18 protein-coding genes and 1 pseudogene are annotated in these 16,407 nt (G+C 66.3%); 15 read left to right on the forward strand and 4 right to left on the reverse strand.

Annotated features, from left to right (window positions below; genetic code table 11):
* The first annotated feature begins 83 nt into the window (after positions 1 to 83).
* The 11 genes and pseudogenes from AC5RUH_RS00470 (at position 84) to AC5RUH_RS00520 (ending at position 9,650) form a co-directional block, all read left to right on the forward strand.
* Positions 84 to 1,097 (forward strand): squalene cyclase, encoded by a 1,014-nt coding sequence (locus AC5RUH_RS00470; RefSeq protein WP_494127600.1) that lies wholly within the window; start codon positions 84 to 86, stop codon positions 1,095 to 1,097.
* A gap of 227 nt (positions 1,098 to 1,324) precedes the next feature.
* The gene (locus AC5RUH_RS00475) at positions 1,325 to 1,627 is read left to right on the forward strand and encodes an urease subunit gamma (RefSeq protein WP_494000932.1); all 303 of its coding nucleotides are present in this window, start codon (positions 1,325 to 1,327) and stop codon (positions 1,625 to 1,627) included.
* Between the two features lie 16 nt (positions 1,628 to 1,643).
* Positions 1,644 to 2,078 (forward strand): annotated as a pseudogene (locus tag AC5RUH_RS00480) (urease subunit beta); the annotation flags it as partial.
* 149 nt (positions 2,079 to 2,227) lie between these two features.
* The gene (gene ureC, locus AC5RUH_RS00485) at positions 2,228 to 3,940 is read left to right on the forward strand and encodes an urease subunit alpha (RefSeq protein ID WP_494127601.1); all 1,713 of its coding nucleotides are present in this window, start codon (positions 2,228 to 2,230) and stop codon (positions 3,938 to 3,940) included.
* 30 nt (positions 3,941 to 3,970) lie between these two features.
* Positions 3,971 to 4,444: an urease accessory protein UreE gene (ureE, locus tag AC5RUH_RS00490; RefSeq protein ID WP_494025142.1), complete on the forward strand. Its 474-nt coding sequence runs from the start codon at positions 3,971 to 3,973 to the stop codon at positions 4,442 to 4,444.
* The gene (locus AC5RUH_RS00495) at positions 4,425 to 5,138 is read left to right on the forward strand and encodes an urease accessory protein UreF (RefSeq protein WP_494013667.1); all 714 of its coding nucleotides are present in this window, start codon (positions 4,425 to 4,427) and stop codon (positions 5,136 to 5,138) included. The genes ureE and AC5RUH_RS00495 overlap by 20 nt, the downstream gene beginning before the upstream one ends.
* A gap of 64 nt (positions 5,139 to 5,202) precedes the next feature.
* Positions 5,203 to 5,817 carry an urease accessory protein UreG gene (gene ureG / locus AC5RUH_RS00500; protein WP_494000936.1) on the forward strand — a complete coding sequence of 205 codons (615 nt, stop codon included), beginning with the start codon at positions 5,203 to 5,205 and terminating at the stop codon, positions 5,815 to 5,817.
* Positions 5,814 to 6,668, forward strand: coding sequence for an urease accessory protein UreD (locus AC5RUH_RS00505; RefSeq protein WP_494000937.1), 855 nt, complete (start codon positions 5,814 to 5,816; stop codon positions 6,666 to 6,668). The genes ureG and AC5RUH_RS00505 overlap by 4 nt, the downstream gene beginning before the upstream one ends.
* Before the next feature lie 142 nt (positions 6,669 to 6,810).
* Positions 6,811 to 7,815, forward strand: coding sequence for a FecCD family ABC transporter permease (locus tag AC5RUH_RS00510; protein WP_494127707.1), 1,005 nt, complete (start codon positions 6,811 to 6,813; stop codon positions 7,813 to 7,815).
* A 54-nt stretch (positions 7,816 to 7,869) separates the two neighbouring features.
* Complete coding sequence (locus AC5RUH_RS00515) at positions 7,870 to 8,865, forward strand: ABC transporter substrate-binding protein (protein ID WP_494101369.1); 996 nt, start codon at positions 7,870 to 7,872, stop codon at positions 8,863 to 8,865.
* Entirely contained in the window at positions 8,862 to 9,650 is a 789-nt protein-coding gene (locus AC5RUH_RS00520; RefSeq protein WP_494049299.1) for an ABC transporter ATP-binding protein, read from the forward strand. Before AC5RUH_RS00515 ends, AC5RUH_RS00520 begins: the two co-directional genes overlap by 4 nt.
* A gap of 89 nt (positions 9,651 to 9,739) precedes the next feature.
* Here AC5RUH_RS00520 and AC5RUH_RS00525 read toward each other — a convergent pair whose 3' ends face one another.
* A complete protein-coding gene (locus tag AC5RUH_RS00525) occupies positions 9,740 to 10,186 on the reverse strand; it encodes a MarR family winged helix-turn-helix transcriptional regulator (protein WP_494049298.1) in 447 nt (148 codons plus the stop codon).
* 346 nt (positions 10,187 to 10,532) lie between these two features.
* Between AC5RUH_RS00525 and AC5RUH_RS00530 the strand changes: the two genes are divergently transcribed.
* The 3 genes from AC5RUH_RS00530 (at position 10,533) to AC5RUH_RS00540 (ending at position 13,132) form a co-directional block, all read left to right on the forward strand.
* Positions 10,533 to 10,889 (forward strand): hypothetical protein, encoded by a 357-nt coding sequence (locus AC5RUH_RS00530; RefSeq protein ID WP_494049297.1) that lies wholly within the window; start codon positions 10,533 to 10,535, stop codon positions 10,887 to 10,889.
* A gap of 175 nt (positions 10,890 to 11,064) precedes the next feature.
* Positions 11,065 to 12,630 carry an amino acid permease gene (locus AC5RUH_RS00535; protein ID WP_494127602.1) on the forward strand — a complete coding sequence of 522 codons (1,566 nt, stop codon included), beginning with the start codon at positions 11,065 to 11,067 and terminating at the stop codon, positions 12,628 to 12,630.
* Between the two features lie 118 nt (positions 12,631 to 12,748).
* On the forward strand, positions 12,749 to 13,132 hold the full coding sequence (locus AC5RUH_RS00540) for a VOC family protein (RefSeq protein WP_494000944.1): 384 nt from the start codon (positions 12,749 to 12,751) through the stop codon (positions 13,130 to 13,132).
* Positions 13,133 to 13,193: 61 nt separating this feature from the next.
* On the opposite strand, the gene AC5RUH_RS00545 is transcribed toward AC5RUH_RS00540, so the two are convergent.
* From AC5RUH_RS00545 to AC5RUH_RS00555, 3 genes are all read right to left on the reverse strand, one after another.
* Positions 13,194 to 13,700, reverse strand: coding sequence for a ferritin (locus AC5RUH_RS00545; RefSeq protein WP_494000945.1), 507 nt, complete (start codon positions 13,698 to 13,700; stop codon positions 13,194 to 13,196).
* A gap of 71 nt (positions 13,701 to 13,771) precedes the next feature.
* The gene (locus tag AC5RUH_RS00550) at positions 13,772 to 14,302 is read right to left on the reverse strand and encodes a YbaK/EbsC family protein (protein ID WP_494127603.1); all 531 of its coding nucleotides are present in this window, start codon (positions 14,300 to 14,302) and stop codon (positions 13,772 to 13,774) included.
* Complete coding sequence (locus tag AC5RUH_RS00555) at positions 14,299 to 15,021, reverse strand: alpha/beta fold hydrolase (RefSeq protein ID WP_494127604.1); 723 nt, start codon at positions 15,019 to 15,021, stop codon at positions 14,299 to 14,301. The genes AC5RUH_RS00550 and AC5RUH_RS00555 overlap by 4 nt, the downstream gene beginning before the upstream one ends.
* Before the next feature lie 166 nt (positions 15,022 to 15,187).
* Here AC5RUH_RS00555 and AC5RUH_RS00560 point away from each other — a divergent pair, with 166 nt between their 5' ends.
* Positions 15,188 to 16,285, forward strand: a complete 1,098-nt coding sequence (locus AC5RUH_RS00560) for a DNA alkylation repair protein (protein WP_494127605.1) — start codon at positions 15,188 to 15,190, stop codon at positions 16,283 to 16,285.
* The last annotated feature ends 122 nt before the right edge of the window (positions 16,286 to 16,407 follow it).

The following is a 16,407-nucleotide window of genomic DNA, read 5'->3' on the forward strand; positions in this document are numbered from 1 at the left end:
GCAGTCCTTCGGTTCCCCTCCCCGAGCGGGGCGGGGCGCGGAGGCCATGTTGTTCTTTTACGGGGGCCGCTACTCTGTTGATCATGAAGCCCGAGGCGGCGTTGGTCGGCTGGCTGCTCGACTCCGATCCGGCACTGCGCTGGCAGGTCGAACGGGACCTCGCACATGCGCCCCCCGAACGGTGGGCCGCGACAAAAGCGAACGTGGCCACCGAGGGCTTCGGCGCGCGGCTGCTCGCGCACCAAGACCCCGATGGCCAGTGGGCCGGCGGGGCCTATTTCCCCAGCGACTTCGACTTCCAGGGGCCGGAAGCGGCCGAGGGCGCCGGACAGCCGTGGACCGCCACAACCTGGTCGCTCAATTACCTCCGGGACTGGGGCCTCGACGCAACAGCGCTTGCCGGCACGGCGGACCTGCTCGCCGCCAATAGCCGCTGGGAATACGAGAACCTGCCCTACTGGGACGGCGAGGTGGACTGCTGCATCAACGCCTTCACCCTGGCCAACGGCGCCTGGCTGGGTGCGGACGTGGGCGGGATCGCCACCTGGTTCATCGAGCACCAACTGCCCGACGGCGGCTGGAACTGCGAATGGATCGAAGGTTCCACCCGCTCGTCCTTCCATTCCACACTCAACACCTTGAAAGGGCTGCTGTACTACGAGTCCGTCGCCGGGGGCTCGGACGATCTCCGCGCCGCCCGCCACGCCGGCGAAGAGTACCTGCTGGAACGCCGGCTGCTGTACACCCGGTCGACCGGTGAACCCGTCGGGCCTTGGGCCGCGCATTTCGCCTACCCGTTCCGCTGGCTCTACAGCGCACTGAATGCCGTGGATTACTTCAGGTCGGCCACGCTCCACGACGGCACGGCTCCCGATCCCCGGCTCGCCGACGCCGTGGAGGTGATCCGTGCCGCGCGCCAGTCGGACAGCACCTGGCTGCAGGAACGCCGCCACCCCGGCCGCGTATGGTTCGACGTCGACGTGCCGCCGGGTGAGCCGTCCAAGTGGCTTACGTTCTACGCCACGCGCGCGCTCGCTTGGTGGGACGGGGCGGAAGCCCTCCCGCCTGCTCCGGGCTACCGGTCCGAGACCGTGTGACCTTGGTCGCGGTCGCTTCAGCAGGACGAGCCGACCGGGTGTGAAGGACACCGGGAAGCTCGATGTCAAGCAATTGTGAGGCGGTGATGCCACCGGATTCCCACCAATTTGCCGGGTGCGATCTCCGTGGCTATCCTTGCCTTATCCACGGGCCTCCCGGTCTAGTCTCTGACCGGTTGTAGATAACGGGTGGACACTTCTTTTTGTTACGGACTAGGGAGTTCTACATGCATTTAACGCCCCGTGAGCACGAAAAACTCATGATTGTGGTCGCCGCCGACCTTGCCCGAAGGCGCCAGCAGCGCGGCCTGAAACTCAACCATCCCGAAGCGGTGGCCCTGATCACCTATGAACTGATCGAGGGCGCCCGCGACGGCCGGACCGTCGCGGACCTGATGAGCTACGGGACCACGATCCTCTCCCGCGGCGACGTCATGGATGGCGTGGCGGAGATGATCGCCGATGTGCAGGTCGAGGCCACTTTCCCCGACGGCACCAAGCTGGTCACCGTCCATAACCCGATCCGCTGAGCCTGAGGAGAGACCCATGAAACCGGGAGAATACATCCTGCGCGGCGAGCCCATCATCTGCAACGAGGGCGCCGAGACCCGCATCATGAACGTGACCAACCGGGGCGACCGGCCGGTTCAGGTCGGTTCGCATTACCACTTCGCCGAGGTTAATCCGGCGCTCGATATGGACCGGGTCGCCGCGCGCGGCTTTCGGCTGGACATTCCGGCGGGCACGGCCGTGCGATTCGAGCCCGGCGATGCGCGCAGTGTGCACCTGGTGGAGATCGCCGGGAACCGCGAGGTCTACGGCTTCCGGAACCACATGAACGGGTCGCTGGGCGCCAGCGTCCCCCCGGCCTACACCGACGCCATCGGCGGCACCGCCGGCATCAACGCCGAGGCTGAGCCCGAACTGGCGGCCGAATACGACATCGACCTGCCCAACGTCGGCGTCGAGGCGGCCGGCTTCCACACCACGTACGGCATGGACCTGGTCGACGAATCCCGCGGCCCCAAGGCCGGCGGCGCCGCCAAGAAGGCGGGCGGACGCGGCGAGGCCGCGGAGCAGACCGGGCAAGCTGCCGCGGAGAAGACCGACGGCGGCGGGGAGGAACAGCGATGAGCTTCGAGATGAACCGCAGGCACTATGCGGAGATGTACGGGCCGACTACCGGCGATGCGATTCGGCTGGCGGACACCGACCTGCTGCTGGAGATCGAACACGACTACACCCGCTACGGCGAGGAAGTTGTCTTTGGCGGCGGGAAGGTCATCCGGGACGGCATGGGCCAGAACGGACAGCGCACCCGCGACCAGGATATTCCGGACACGGTCATCACCAACGTCGTCGTGCTGGATTACAGCGGCATCTACAAGGCCGACGTGGCACTGCGGGACGGGCACATCTTCAAGATCGGCAAGGCGGGCAACCCGGACATCTCCGACGGCGTCGACATCACCATTGGTGCCGCGACGGACGTGATCGCCGGGGAGCACAAGATCCTCACCGCCGGCGGCATCGATACGCACGTGCACTTCATCAGCCCCGACCAGGTGCCGGTGGCCCTGGCGAACGGCGTCACCACCCTGATCGGCGGCGGCGCCGGGCCGTCGGATGCCTCCAAGGCGACCACCGTGACGCCGGGGCCGTGGCACATCGGCCGGATGCTGCAGGCGGTGGACGACCTGCCGATCAACATCGGACTGCTTGCCAAGGGCCACGCCAGCGCGCGCGGTCCGCTGGCCGAGCAAATCCGGGCCGGGGCCATCGGCTTCAAGGTGCACGAGGACTGGGGCGCCACAACCTCCTCGATCGACATGTCGCTGCGGATCGCCGACGAGTTCGACGTGCAGGTCGCCATCCACGCGGACACCCTCAACGAATGCGGTTTCGTGGAGGACACCATCCGCGCCATCGACGGCCGCGTGATCCACACCTTCCACACCGAAGGCGCCGGCGGCGGGCACGCCCCGGACATCATCCGCGTCGCCGGGCTGCCCAACGTCCTGCCGGCTTCGACCAACCCGACTCTGCCCTACACCACCAACACGCTCGACGAGCATCTGGACATGCTCATGGTCGCCCACCACCTGAACCCGGACATCCCCGAAGACGTAGCCTTCGCCGACTCCCGGATCCGCAAGGAGACCATCGCCGCCGAAGACGTGCTGCACGACCTCGGCGTCTTCTCGATCACCAGCTCGGACGCCCAGGCCATGGGCCGCGCCGGCGAGATGGTGCTGCGGACCTGGCAGGTGGCGGATGCCATGAAGCGCCAGCGCGGCAAGTTCGAGCAAGACCCGGAAATCGGCGACAACTTCCGGCTCAAGCGTTACGTCGCCAAGTACACCATCAACCCCGCGCTCGCCCACGGCATCGCCGACTCCGTCGGCAGCGTCGAGGTGGGCAAGTTCGCGGACCTGGTGCTTTGGGACCCGGCCTTCTTCGGCGTCAAACCGGAAATGGTGATCAAGGGCGGACAAATCGTGCAGTCCATCATGGGCGATGCGAACGGTTCCATCCCTACCCCGCAGCCGCGGACTCTGCGGCACAACTTCGGGGCGTTGGGCAGCGCCGTGCACTCGTCCTCGATCACGTTCATGCCGAAGATCGCCATCGACGAGGGCATCCCGGACCGGCTGAACCTGCGCCGGACCGTCCGCGCGGCCCACGGCATCCGCACCCTGACCAAGGCAGACCTGAAGTACAACGGGGAGACGCCGGACATCCAGGTCGACCCGCAAACCTACACCGTCACGGTCAACGGTGAAGTAGCCACCTGCGAGCCCTCGACCGTGCTCCCCATGGCCCAGCGCTACTTCCTGTTCTAAACCGAGCCATACCTTGAAAGGACGTAGTCAATGATTATTGAGCGCGTCATCGCCAACCGGCACGATCTTCCGCACACGGAGCTTGCCGGCCTGCACGAGGAGAAGGTAGCACTTCCCAGCAGCGAACTGGTCAAACGCGTCCAGCGCGTGACCACCGATCACGGCCGCGAAATCGGCATCCGCCTGGCCACCCCGGGAGACCTGCGCGACGGCGACATCCTGTTCCGCGACGAGTCGAACGTCATCGTCGTCAGCGTCCTGCCCACGGACGTGCTGGTGATCGCCCCGCGCACCATCCGGGAAATGGGCGTGGTGGCCCACAGCCTGGGCAACAGGCACCTGCAGGCGCAATTTTTCGACGCCGGAAGCGACTACCGGGCGGAGGTCATGGTGGTGCAGTACGACCACACCGTCGAAGACTACCTGCAGCACATGCAGGTGCCCTACTCCCGGCAGGAGCGGGTCATGCCCGTGCCGTTTCGACATGCCGAACACACGCACTGAGGCACCCGGGCGCCACCCGTCGTCGTACCTGCTGCCCCTGCTGCAGCTGGCCGACTCCGCCCTGCCCACGGGCGCCTTCAGCCACTCGTTCGGGCTGGAGACGTTCCTGTCACGCGGGCTGGTCCGCGACGAGAAGACCTTTGCGGTCTGGCTCGGCCAGTTCATCCACACCCAGCTGACATACAGCGACGGCCTTGCCATCCGGCTGGCCCTGGAAGCCCGCTCGACGGCGGAACTGCGGGAGCTGGACGCGATGCTGGCGGCGCAGGCCCTGCCGCGGCAGGTGCGCGAGGCGGGCGTGAAAATGGGTGCGCGGATGCTCCAGATTGCCTCGGTCATCCTCGACAGCGACGAGATCGAGCAGTACCGCGAGGACGTCGCGAGCGGCGAATGCAGCGGACATCCGGCGCTGGCGTTCGCCATCGCCGGGCGAAGCCTGCACGTTCCGCTGCCGGAACTGCTGGGCACCTACCTGTTTTCGACGGCGACCTCGCTGACGCAGAATGCCATCCGCGGCATCCCGATCGGCCAGGACGCCGGGCAGCGGGTGCTGCGCCAGGCCCATCCGGAGATCACCGTCGCAACGGCGAGGATCGCCGGACTGGGACGCGGCGACTTCGGCGCCGCCGCCCCGGGACTGGAAATCGCCCAAATGCGCCACGAGCGGCAGCGCGCCCGCATGTTCATGTCCTGACCCGCCGTCGCACGCAACAGACCCGGCCGCACCGCGGCCGGCCCACGGAACAAGGAGTAAGACAATGGAACCCATCAAGATCGGTATCGGCGGCCCCGTCGGCGCCGGCAAGACCCAGCTGGTCGAACGCCTGACCCGGCACCTGTCCGGCGAAATCTCCATGGCCGCCATCACCAACGACATCTACACCATTGAAGACGCGAAGATTCTGGCCGCCAACGGCGTGCTGCCGCTGGACCGGATCATCGGCATCGAAACCGGCGGCTGCCCCCACACCGCCATCCGCGAGGACACCTCGATGAACTCCTCCGCCGTGGAGGAATTGATCAAGCGGCACCCGGACCTGCAGGTCGTGTTCATCGAAAGCGGGGGCGACAACCTCTCGGCGACGTTCAGTCCGGAACTGGTGGACTTTTCCATCTACATCATCGACGTGGCGCAGGGCGAAAAAATCCCGCGCAAGGCCGGCCAGGGCATGATCAAATCGGACCTGTTCATCATCAACAAGACCGATTTGGCGCCGCACGTGGGTGCAGATTTGTCGGTCATGGAGTCCGACTCGAAGGAATTCCGTGGAGACAAGCCGTTCTGCTTCACCAACCTGAAGACGGACGAGGGCCTGGACAAGGTCATCGACTGGCTGCGCCGCGACGTGCTCATGCAGGACCTGGCGCAGTGAGCGCGGCCCAGCCGGCGGGCGTGCAGCTTCCCACCGGTGAGCTGCGCCTGACGGTGGGCCTGCGCGGCGGCCGCGGCGTCGCCACCTCGCAATACCACCAGGGCGCGCTGCGGGTTATCCGACCGCATTACCTGGACGCGTCCGCGCAGGTCGCTTACACGATCGTGAATCCGGGCGGCGGCTACCTTGGCGGGGATGTCTACGAGGTCGACGTCCAGGTCGAGGACCAGGCCCGCCTGTTGCTGACCACCCAGTCCGCCACCAAGATCTATCGGACGCCGGGCGAACCGGCCGTGCAGCGCACCCGGTTCCGCCTCGGCCCCGGCGCCAGCCTGGAGTACCTGCCCGACCAGCTCATCGCGTACCGGGAGGCCACCTACCGCCAGGAGACCGTCGTCGAGCTCGCCGCGGACTCCTCCCTGGTGATGTGTGACGTGGTCACTCCCGGCTGGTCCCCGGACGGCAGGCCCTTCCGGTACGAGGAGGTGCGCATCCGCAACGACATCTACCGCGACGGCCGCCTGCTCGCCCTGGACAACCTGCTGATCCGCCCCGGCGATCCGGACGCGCCGCTCTCCAGCATGCTTTTCCTCGAAGACTATTCGCACCTGGGCTCGATGCTCGTGGTGGACCCGCGGGTGGACGGCGACCTGGTGCGCGAGCTGCAGGACCGGTTGGCCCCCATGGATCCCGGCGGGCAGCTCGGCCTGTCTCTGCTCAACGGCCCCGGATTCGCCCTGCGCGCCCTGTCCCGCAGCACCGACACGCTGAACGCCATGCTGCACGCCGCCGTCGACCTGCTCCGCCACCGCTGGTTCGGCCAGCAACCACTGAATCTTCGCAAGTACTGACCCAGCCTTGTTGGAGGCACTGATCATCTTTCCGTCATCGGACCCTACCCCACGCGCACGCGACGTGCGCGACGGCCAGACCCCACGCGGCGCGGACCCGCTGCTGCGGGCAAGGCTCCGGCGTCGTCATCTCTTCTGGGTAGTGGCGCTGGCCGCGCTTCTCGTCGCCGGAATGGTGCTGTCTGTGGCGACCGGGCCTGTCATGCTGAATACCGCGACCGTGGTCCAAGTGATCCTGTCGCATATGCCGGGCCAGCCGTCCGGGTATCAGCCCGATCCGACAGCCTCGACGATCGTCTGGGACGTCAGGATGCCTCGCGTGCTGCTCGGATGCGTCGTAGGTGCCGGATTGGCGGTGTGCGGAGCAGCGCTGCAGGCAATGGTGCGCAACGTGCTGGCCGACCCCTACCTGCTCGGCATCAATTCCGGAGCCTCCAGCGGTGCGGCAGCCATGATCCTGTTCGGCGTCGGTCTGGGGGTGGGCGAACACGCCCTGCCCGCCAGCGCCTTCATCGGCGCGCTGGCCGCGTCGATGATGGTCTTCCTTATCGCGCGCTCGGCCGGACGAGTGACCTCAATGCGGCTGCTGCTGGCCGGCGTTGCGATCGGATACGCGCTGACCGCCGTGACCAGCTTTCTGGTCTTCGCCTCCGGCTCGGCAGAGGGCGCCCGGTCCGTCATGTTCTGGTTGCTTGGGTCCCTGGCTTTGGCCCAGTGGGGAAGCCCCTTGGCCATCGTCGTCGTGGTGGTCCTGATTACCAGCTGCCTGCTGACCCTTGCCGGAAGGCGCTTGGACGCGCTGGCCATCGGCGACGAAACCGCTCACATTGTCGGCGTTGCACCCGGCCGGTTCCGCACCCAGCTGCTGATCATCATCTCCCTGTGCATCGGTGTGGTCGTCGCTGCCTCCGGATCGATCGGATTCGTTGGACTGGTAGTTCCGCATCTCGCCCGCAGGCTGGTCGGTGCCACCCACTCCCGGGTCATCCCGGTCTCTGCCCTGCTCGGCGCAATCTTCCTGATCTGGGCCGACCTGCTCGCACGGATGCTGCTGCAGCCGCAGGAGTTGCCGATCGGGATCATCACGGCTTTCATCGGCGCTCCCTTCCTGCTCTACCTCATCCGCAGGATGCGCCCGGCGGGCTGAGCGTCACCCCACGTCCGCGTTATCGCCCACATCCACTAGCCCGAGGAGAATCTCATGAAAGCTGCCGCCCACCTGCTGTCCGCTGCAGCCGCGGCGGCAATCGCCCTCGGCCTGGCCGGCTGCGCCGGGACTTCCGGGAACGCCGGGACACCTGCAGCACCCGAGGCCGATGGCTACCCGCTGACCATCACCAATTGCGGCGCCGCGGTCACCCTGGACGCGCCGCCGGAACGGGTTGTCATGCTGGACAGTTCACCGGTCTCCTACTTGGCCGCACTCGGTGTCATGGACACAGTAGTGGCCCGCGCAGGCGTCTACCCGGCCGAATACTTCGACCCGGCCACGCAAGACGAACTCGCCCGCATTCCGCTCTTGACCGACCGCCTGGACACCACGGGCCACCTGCAGATTTCGCAGGAAGTCGTGTTGGCGCAGCAACCGGACTTGGTCCTCGGTACGGCCGAAAACCTTAACCGTGAAACACTAGCCGCCGCGGGCATCCCCATGCTGCAGGAACCGTCCTTTTGCCCCAACGCCTCGGAAACCCCGGGGTTCAGCACCGTTGCGGATCAGCTGCGCACCTACGGCAAGATCTTCGGCGTCGAAAAACGGGCCGAAAAAGCAGCCCGCGAGCTCAAGGCCCAGGTGGAGCAGATCACCTCCGAGACGGCCAACACCGGCCGCCGCACTGCGGCCGTCCTTTACCCGACGGTCGGCGGCGGAAGCACCTACGCCTACGGCACAAGGTCCATGGCCCAACCGCAGTTGGAGGCCGCCGGGCTGAAAAACGTTTTCAACGACGTCGACCAGCGGGTCTTCGAGGTCACCCGCGAGGAACTCATCGGCCGCAACCCCGATGTCCTGATCCTGCTCCACTCCGCCGGGGACCCAAGCAGAGTGGCCGACGCCGTCACATCTTCGAAGGGAGCCTCCTCCATGACCGCGGTGGCCAACGACGACATCCTCGTGCAACTGTTCAACTTCACCGAGCCGCCGTCACCGCTGTCGGTCACCGGACTCGAGCGGATCGTCGAGCGGTTCGGCCAGTGATTTCCGGCTCCGGCATCTCCTTCTCCTACGGCTCCCGCGACGTCCTGGATCGCGTTGACCTCCACGCCCGGCACGGCGAAGTCCTGGGCGTGGTGGGACCGAACGGCAGCGGCAAGAGCACCCTGCTGCGGATCCTGTACGGATCGCTGGCCCCGCACACCGGAACGGTCATGCTGGACCATAAGGAACTGCGCCAGCTCAACGCGCAGGAGCGCGCCCGGACGGTCTCAGTGGTCGTGCAGGAGACACCGGGCGACCTGCCCCTGCTGGTTTCCGACATGGTGCTGCTCGGCCGCACCCCGCACCAACCGCGGCTGGGCCGGCGTAAGGCGCGGGACGAACAGGCCGCGGCCCGCGCACTGGAACGGGTCGGCATGCTGGGCCGGGCGGACCAGGGCTTCGACCTGCTCTCCGGCGGGGAACGGCAACGTGTTTTGATCGCCCGGGCGCTGGCGCAGGAAGCGACGCACCTGCTGCTCGACGAACCGACCAACCATCTGGACATCCGCTATCAGCACGAGATCCTCAAGCTGGTGCGCGACCTGGCGGGGACCAGCAACCATGCCGTCGTCGTGGTCCTGCACGACCTCAACCTCGCTGCTGCCTACTGCGACCGCGTCCTGCTACTCAACGAAAGCCGGGTGGTTGCTGCCGGCACACCGTCCGAGGTGCTGGTCCCGGAGAACCTTGAGCCGGTGTACAAGATCGGGGTCAGCCGTTTCCAGTTCGACGACGGCTTTCAACTGGTATTCAGACCATTCCCTTCAGCTAATCCGCCAGGCTGAGGGCGTCCGTGCTCCACGGCCATCGGTCAAGATCATCGGAGGCCCAACCGCACCAGCCACGGAAAAGGTTCCGTCGTTGGTCCGCCGGTTTAGCCGGGGCGCAAAGGCCTCTTGGTGCCGAACCTGTCGTTGCCGAGGTCCCGGACGACACCGATGAGTTGATTCTTGAGTTGCTCGGTCTCGTCGTCCTCGCCCAGAAGCTCTTGTCCCAATTTCACCACCTGGTGGAAGGTCTCCTTGCCGCTTTCGGAGATGTTGACCCGTTGCTCGCGCCGGTCGTTCTCGCCGCGGACGCGGGATATGTGACCAGTCGCTTCCAGCCGTGCCAGGGTCTTGCCAACGGTCTGTGGCTGCACCCGCACCCGCTTCGCCAGTTGTGCTTGGGCCATTGCCCCCTCCACGGCAAGGATCTCCAGGACAGTCGCACCCGCATGGGTCAAGCCGAGGGAGGCCAGCCGCTCGTTCCACTCGTATTCGACAAGCCTCGCGGCTGTGGAGAGAAGCCGGGGCATGTGCCACTTGGATAGATCAGGCATGCAGAATTATAAGCAAACTGATCTTCCTGAGGTCAATGGTTTATCCACACCGGAGAGCAGAATAGGCCTTTATTTCTGCCCGGCGCGGTGGCGGCGACCCAGCCGGCACCGCGCTGCCCCGTCGAAAGGCCAACCCGTACGACCCCTGAAGGATAAGCCGCAGCCAGGTTGCCGTGGAGCCGCTCTGCCCGGGCCAAGCCCGGCCCCGGCATCTGTCGTATTGCAACGGTGCTGTAGGCTTCGATTTAGGAGGCAGGTCTGTCTGTCTCCAGAACGCAGCACGCGCTCTCTCACCGAGCGACCAAGCGCTGCCTTTTTCCCTTGGAAAGGGACATCGATGGATTCCGTGACCGATACCAATACGCTGCCCCTGTCGATCGCGGAGTTGGACTCCACGATCTATACCGGACAGCCAGCTGCAACAGCCGAACTGCCTGGAGGCCAGGTCCAGACAGCTTCCGACCTGACACCCGGGCAGAAGAAAGCGCTGGAGGCCGTTACCGTGCGGGCGGGACAGGTCGAGGCGGCGGAATGGGCCCTGGACCAGGCGAAGGCCGTCTTCCAAGAGCAGACAGCCGCCGCGCTGGCCTCCGGAGTACCTGCCGAACTGGTTGCCGCAGCTGCCGGAACATGCGCCTCCGCCCTCCCGGCACCGACCAGCGGGGCCGCAGCCAACCCGCCGGGTCTGGTTGCCGTCGGCTGACCTGCTTCGCCCGCGTCCCGCCCTCATGGCGGGCCGCTACATCCTCCCGTCATAACACTGCCGTGCGCGGCCCGGATTGGCTCCGAGGCGCCATCCCCTACCGGTTCCCGGGCTGTTCGCCCCCTCAGCCCGGGGTGGGGTTTTCGGGGTAGGCCATCCTGAGAATACTGGTCCCATGAGCCTCTTTCGGACCAAATCAATCGAGCAGTCCATTGCGGACATGACGGAGCCAGGGCGCGAGCTGAAGCGCACGCTGAGCACCTTTGACCTGATGGTCCTCGGTGTGGCAGTCGCCGTCGGGGCGGGCATCTTCTCCGTCGGCGCGAAGGCCGCCGGCAGCTACGCAGGCCCGGCCGTGACCGTGTCCTTCGTGCTGGCGGCCATCACCTGCGCGCTGGCCATCATGTGTTACGCCGAGTTCGCGTCAGCCATTCCCGTGGCCGGCAGCGCCTACACCTATACCTACGCGACCCTGGGCGAACTGCTGGCCTGGATCATCGGCTGGGACCTGATTCTGGAGCTGTTCACGGCGGGGGCCGTCATCGCGAAGTATTGGGGGATCTATCTCAGCAACGTCTTCCTGCTCTTCGACATCAATGTCCCGACCACGGTGAATGTCTTCGGCCTGGACCTCACCTGGGGCCCGCTGCTGATCGTTGCCGTCTTCACGACCCTGCTGGTTCTTGGCACCGAGCTGTCGGCGCGGGTAAACAATGTCTTCACCATCATCAAGGTTGCCATTGTCCTGTTCGTGATCGTTGTCGGCTTCACGTACGTACGGGCAGAAAACTACACGCCGTTCGTGCCGGAGCCGGTCGCCACGGCGAGCGCCGGGGGGAACGTCTGGACGCAGTCGCTGTTCTCCTTCCTCAGCGGCGCCGAGCCCCAGCAGTACGGCGTGGTGGGCATCCTGGCGGGTGCTGCACTGGTGTTCTTCGCCTTCATTGGATTCGACGTCGTGGCTACGAGCGCCGAAGAGGTGCGAAACCCGCAAAAGACGCTGCCGCGGGGCATTTTCGGCGGCCTGGCAATCGTGACCGTCCTGTATATCCTCGTCACCCTGGCCCTGACGGGCATGGTGTCCTACCGGGAGCTGGCGGAAGCCGACGAGGCTTCGCTGGCCACGGCGTTCATCGGAGTCGGGGCGGACTGGGCCGCGCAGGTCATTTCGATCGGCATCCTGATCGGGCTCACCACCGTCATCATGGTCCTGTTGATGGGCCTCGCCCGGGTTGCCTTCGCGATGAGCCGTGACGGCCTGCTGCCGCGATGGCTCAGCCACACCACCGAGCATCAAAAAACCCCGGCGCGGGTGCAGATCCTGGCCGGGGCCCTGGTTGCCCTGGTGGCGGGCTTCACCAACGTGGACGTTCTGGAAGAAATGATCAACATCGGCACCCTCTCGGCCTTCGTGCTGGTGAGCATCGGCATTGTCGTGCTCAGGAGGAAGCGGCCGGATCTGCCCCGCGCCTACCGTGTCCCGGGCTCGCCCGTGGTGCCGATTCTCTCCGCGGTGCTGTGCTTCTGGCTGATGCTGAACCTGACCACGCTCACATGGGTGCGCTTCGCTGTCTGGCTGCTTATCGGCTTCGCCATCTACTTCCTCTACGGCCGCCAGCATTCTCGGCTGAACCATCCGGAGCTCATATCACTCGAACACCAGCGCGAGGAACACCGCCGACTGGAGCACGAGCAGCGTGTCCGCGACCGGAAGGACCACCGGCACAACCCGGAGCCCTAGCTCCGGGCCGCCGGAGCATGGTAGTCGCTCCCGCTGTCCGGGCCCGGGGTCCGTTCGTCTATGTGCTCCACCCCGGACACCCCGTGGCTATGATGCGAGAAGTCCAGGATTTCGGAGAATGGAGCAACACATGCAACTCGGCGCTTTTTCGCTCAGCCTCGCAGTGAAGGACATTGCGGCTTCCGCCGCGTTCTACGAAAAGCTCGGGTTCAGCAAGCACGGCGGTGATATCACGCAGAACTGGCTGATCCTGAAAAACGGTGAGGCCGTCATCGGACTCTTCCAGGGAATGTTCGACAAGAACGCCTTGACCTTCAACCCGGGCTGGAATCAGGACGCCCAGACCCTTGACTCATTCGCAGATGTGCGCGACCTCCAGCGGCAGCTGAAAGCGGAGGGCGTGGAATTCCTGTCGGAAGCAGACGAGGCAACCACCGGTCCTGCCAGCTTTGTTCTACAGGACCCGGACGGCAACCCGGTCATCGTCGACCAGCACGTTTGATGGCAGACACGAGCAGGCGGCGCCGGCGCCCGCCTGGGCACCGACGCCGCCTGTCGCTTTGCTAGCTGCTGGCTTCGCCGGTGCGGGAACCGAGCTGCTCGTCCAGGCGCAGCAGGCCGGGCCCGTCGTCGTTGACCAGCTTGACCCGGCCGATGATCTCACCGACCGTGGCTTCTTCCTCCAACTGCTCGTCGACGAACCAGTTGAGCAGCGGGATGGAGTCAATGTCGCCCTCCTGCTGGGCGAGCCGGTACAGGTCGCGGATCGACTCCGAGACCTTCTTCTCGTGTGCCAGCGAAGCTTCGAACGCCTGCAGTACGGTCTCGGCGAAAATTGTCGGAGCCGTGATCGCCTGGATCTTGGGGTGGGCGCCGCGGTCCATCATGTGCTCGATGAACTTGTTCGCGTGGACCACCTCTTCCTCGGCCTGGGCGCGGAACCAGCCGGCGATCCCGGGCAAATCGATGGCATCCATCTCGATGGCGAGCTGGCGGTAGACCACGGAGGCCTGGAGTTCCAGCGTGACCTGGTCATTAAACGCTTCTGCGAGTTTTCCTGTGAGTCCCATGGCACCAGATTAGGCGCCGGTTTGTATCCCCGCCAGCAAGGTAAGGCAAGCCAAGATTAGGGAAGCCTCGGCTACCCGGTCCCTGAACTGCCGGTGGCGCTGAGCGGCACGCCGGGCTTCGCCAGCCCTTCAACCACGACGGCGCCGGGCAGCTTGGCCAGCTCCTCCGGCTTGAGCAGCAGCTTGCTGGAGCGGTTGCCGCCGCCCATCACCACGCGTTCTTGGTCCAGCACGGCGGCGTCGATGTAGATCGGGTGGCCGGAGGTCCCGACGGCTGTCACTCCCCCAATCTCCATGCCGGTCACCGCCCGGGTGGTCTCCGCGTCGGCGAAGGACGCGCGCTTGACGCCCATCAGTTCGCGGACCGTCTTGTTCACATCCAGCCGGGCGGTCCCCAGCACCACGCACACCGCGTACCTGGCCGGTTCCACCTTCTTCGACGCCACCAAGATGGTGTTGGCCGACTGCTCCAAAGCGAAGCCGTAATGCGCACAAAACGCCGCCGTGTCCGCCAGATCCGGGTCGCAGTCGAGGACCTCGTAAGCGAGCCCGTTCCCGGCGAGCGCTGCCTCGACGGCGGGCAGCAGTTTGGCCGTGCTCACTGAGCCCCGGTTGCCTCAACGGTCTTGGTCACGGCGGCCAGGATGGCTTCGCCGAGCTCGGCCGGTTTGGTGAACTGCGGCCAGTGCCCCGTGGGCAGGTGCACGTACTCCACGTCCCGGATTCTGGCCAGTTCAACCACCTGAAGTGCGCCGGCGTCGATCCAGCCCTGCAGCTGTTCGGGCGTGAACTCGCAGGTGATCACCGTGACCGGCACGTTAAAACGCCGCTCGTCAAAGAGGTGCTGCGGATCGGAGGCGACGCCCCTTGGCTGCGGGATGGCTCGGGCACGGAACGCGGCGCGGAGCCCCTCGTCGAGGTCCACCAGGTCTTCCTCCTCGAAGAGGCCCCAGTCCGGCAACGGCACCTCGTCCCCTTCGGCGGGCAGCTCGTCATTAATCACGCCGCCTTCGCCCAGCGGCCCGCTGTCCACGTAGACAGCACGGGCAATCCTGTCCGGCCGCTGGTCCACCACGCCGTGGATGATGGCCCCGCCGCCGGAGTGGCCCACGAGGACCACCGGCCCGTCCAAGCCGTCCACTGCCTTGACGGTCGCGTCGATATGGTCGCGCAGTCCGATGCCCGACCGCGGCGCATCCGGCGCTTCCAGTCCGGGCAGCGTCAACGGGTGTACCTGGTGCCCGGCCGAGACCAACGGCGGGGTCACCTCCGCCCACGAGGACGCGTCCAACCAGAAGCCGGGTACCAGGATGATGTCCATGTCAGGTGACTCTAGTGCCCGACCGTGGCCCCGAACACCCTTTAGGCATAATTCAGGACAACGACGGTCCCTGAGGTGACCACGGAGGAGCACGGCGGCGGTCCCACCTGCCCGAAGAGCCATAGGCTGGCTTCCGAAAGCTTATTGGCCCGACCCGGAGGACCGCATGGGAATCATGAACGACCTGCTGGGGCCGGCCGCCGTCGAGCAACTGCGCACTTGCCTGGCCGGAACCGGCGACCAATCTGCGTGGCCGGCGCTCCGGGAAGCGGGAGGTCGGCTTGAGCCGCTGCCCCTGCGAGCCCGCGCCGACGTGCTGGCGGAAGCGCTCCTCGTAGACCTGGTTACCGGCTACGAACCGGCCGCCGCCGTGATCCGCGCGGCGCTGGACGACGGCGCCTTCACCGGCTGGATGCTCTGGCCGGTAGGCGAGGCTGCCGTAACCCGCGCCTTGGAAGACGGGAGCCAGCCGGCCTTCGACGACGCAATTGCACTGCTCGCGGAACTGACTCCGCGGATGACGAGCGAGTTCGCCATCCGCCGGCTGTTGATCCAGGACCTGGACCGGGCGCTGGGAATCATCCGGGACTGGACGGCCCACCCGGATGGCCAGGTGCGGCGGCTGGCCAGCGAAGGGACACGGCCGTACCTGCCGTGGGCCGTCCGGGTACCCGGCATCGTCGACCGGCCGGCATCCACCTTGCCGATCCTCGACGAGCTGTTCCAGGACGAGAGCGACGCCGTCCGCCGCTCGGTGGCCAACCACCTGAACGATGTCTCGCGCCACGCCCCGGAGGACGTGGTGGCGACCGCGGCCCGGTGGAACGCCGCCCCTGGTGCCCACACCGCCCGGGTGGTACGGCACGGGCTGCGCACCTTGGTGAAGAAGGCCCATCCCGGTGCGCTCGCAGCGCTGGGTTTCACCTCCAACGCCCTCTCGGTGGCCGTCCCGCAACTCGAACGGGACACTGTCCACCTGCCCGGGGAGCTCGCCTTCGCCGTCGAGATCCGCAATGAAGCGGCCACCCCGGCCCGCGTGGCGGTGGACTATGTGGTCCACTACGTCAAGGCCAACGGTTCGCTGGCTCCGAAGGTCTTCAAGCTGGCGGTGGCCGACCTCGCCGCGGGCGAGGCCCGGCAGTTCCGCAAAGCCCACGCCTTCCGCCAGATGACCACGCGCATGCATTACCCCGGCCGGCACCTCGTCCAAGTGCAGGCCAACGGAACGCTGTCGCCCGAGGCGGGCTTCGACGTCGTGCTCTGACACATGCGCCGTGCGCAAACGTTGGAATTCGCTCTCGGCATGGTGCGCCCGCATCTACCGGTTTGGGCCGGTAGCATCCGGTAATCTTGCTCCAACGTTTCTCCGGGGTGCCAGCCCTGACG

The sequence above is a fragment of the Arthrobacter sp. Y3223166 genome (genome assembly GCF_059090935.1).

Bases quoted from the DNA above. Each gene is read 5' to 3' on its own strand.
- AC5RUH_RS00470 (WP_494127600.1), top strand. From the start codon at position 84: ATGAAGCCCGAGGCGGCGTTGGTCGGCTGGCTGCTCGACTCCGATCCG.
- AC5RUH_RS00475 (WP_494000932.1), top strand. From the start codon at position 1,325: ATGCATTTAACGCCCCGTGAGCACGAAAAACTCATGATTGTGGTCGCC.
- ureC (WP_494127601.1), top strand. From the start codon at position 2,228: ATGAGCTTCGAGATGAACCGCAGGCACTATGCGGAGATGTACGGGCCG.
- ureE (WP_494025142.1), top strand. From the start codon at position 3,971: ATGATTATTGAGCGCGTCATCGCCAACCGGCACGATCTTCCGCACACG.
- AC5RUH_RS00495 (WP_494013667.1), top strand. From the start codon at position 4,425: ATGCCGAACACACGCACTGAGGCACCCGGGCGCCACCCGTCGTCGTAC.
- ureG (WP_494000936.1), top strand. From the start codon at position 5,203: ATGGAACCCATCAAGATCGGTATCGGCGGCCCCGTCGGCGCCGGCAAG.
- AC5RUH_RS00515 (WP_494101369.1), top strand. From the start codon at position 7,870: ATGAAAGCTGCCGCCCACCTGCTGTCCGCTGCAGCCGCGGCGGCAATC.
- AC5RUH_RS00525 (WP_494049298.1), bottom strand. From the start codon at position 10,186: ATGCCTGATCTATCCAAGTGGCACATGCCCCGGCTTCTCTCCACAGCC.
- AC5RUH_RS00535 (WP_494127602.1), top strand. From the start codon at position 11,065: ATGAGCCTCTTTCGGACCAAATCAATCGAGCAGTCCATTGCGGACATG.
- AC5RUH_RS00540 (WP_494000944.1), top strand. From the start codon at position 12,749: ATGGAGCAACACATGCAACTCGGCGCTTTTTCGCTCAGCCTCGCAGTG.
- AC5RUH_RS00545 (WP_494000945.1), bottom strand. From the start codon at position 13,700: ATGGGACTCACAGGAAAACTCGCAGAAGCGTTTAATGACCAGGTCACG.
- AC5RUH_RS00555 (WP_494127604.1), bottom strand. From the start codon at position 15,021: ATGGACATCATCCTGGTACCCGGCTTCTGGTTGGACGCGTCCTCGTGG.
- AC5RUH_RS00560 (WP_494127605.1), top strand. From the start codon at position 15,188: ATGGGAATCATGAACGACCTGCTGGGGCCGGCCGCCGTCGAGCAACTG.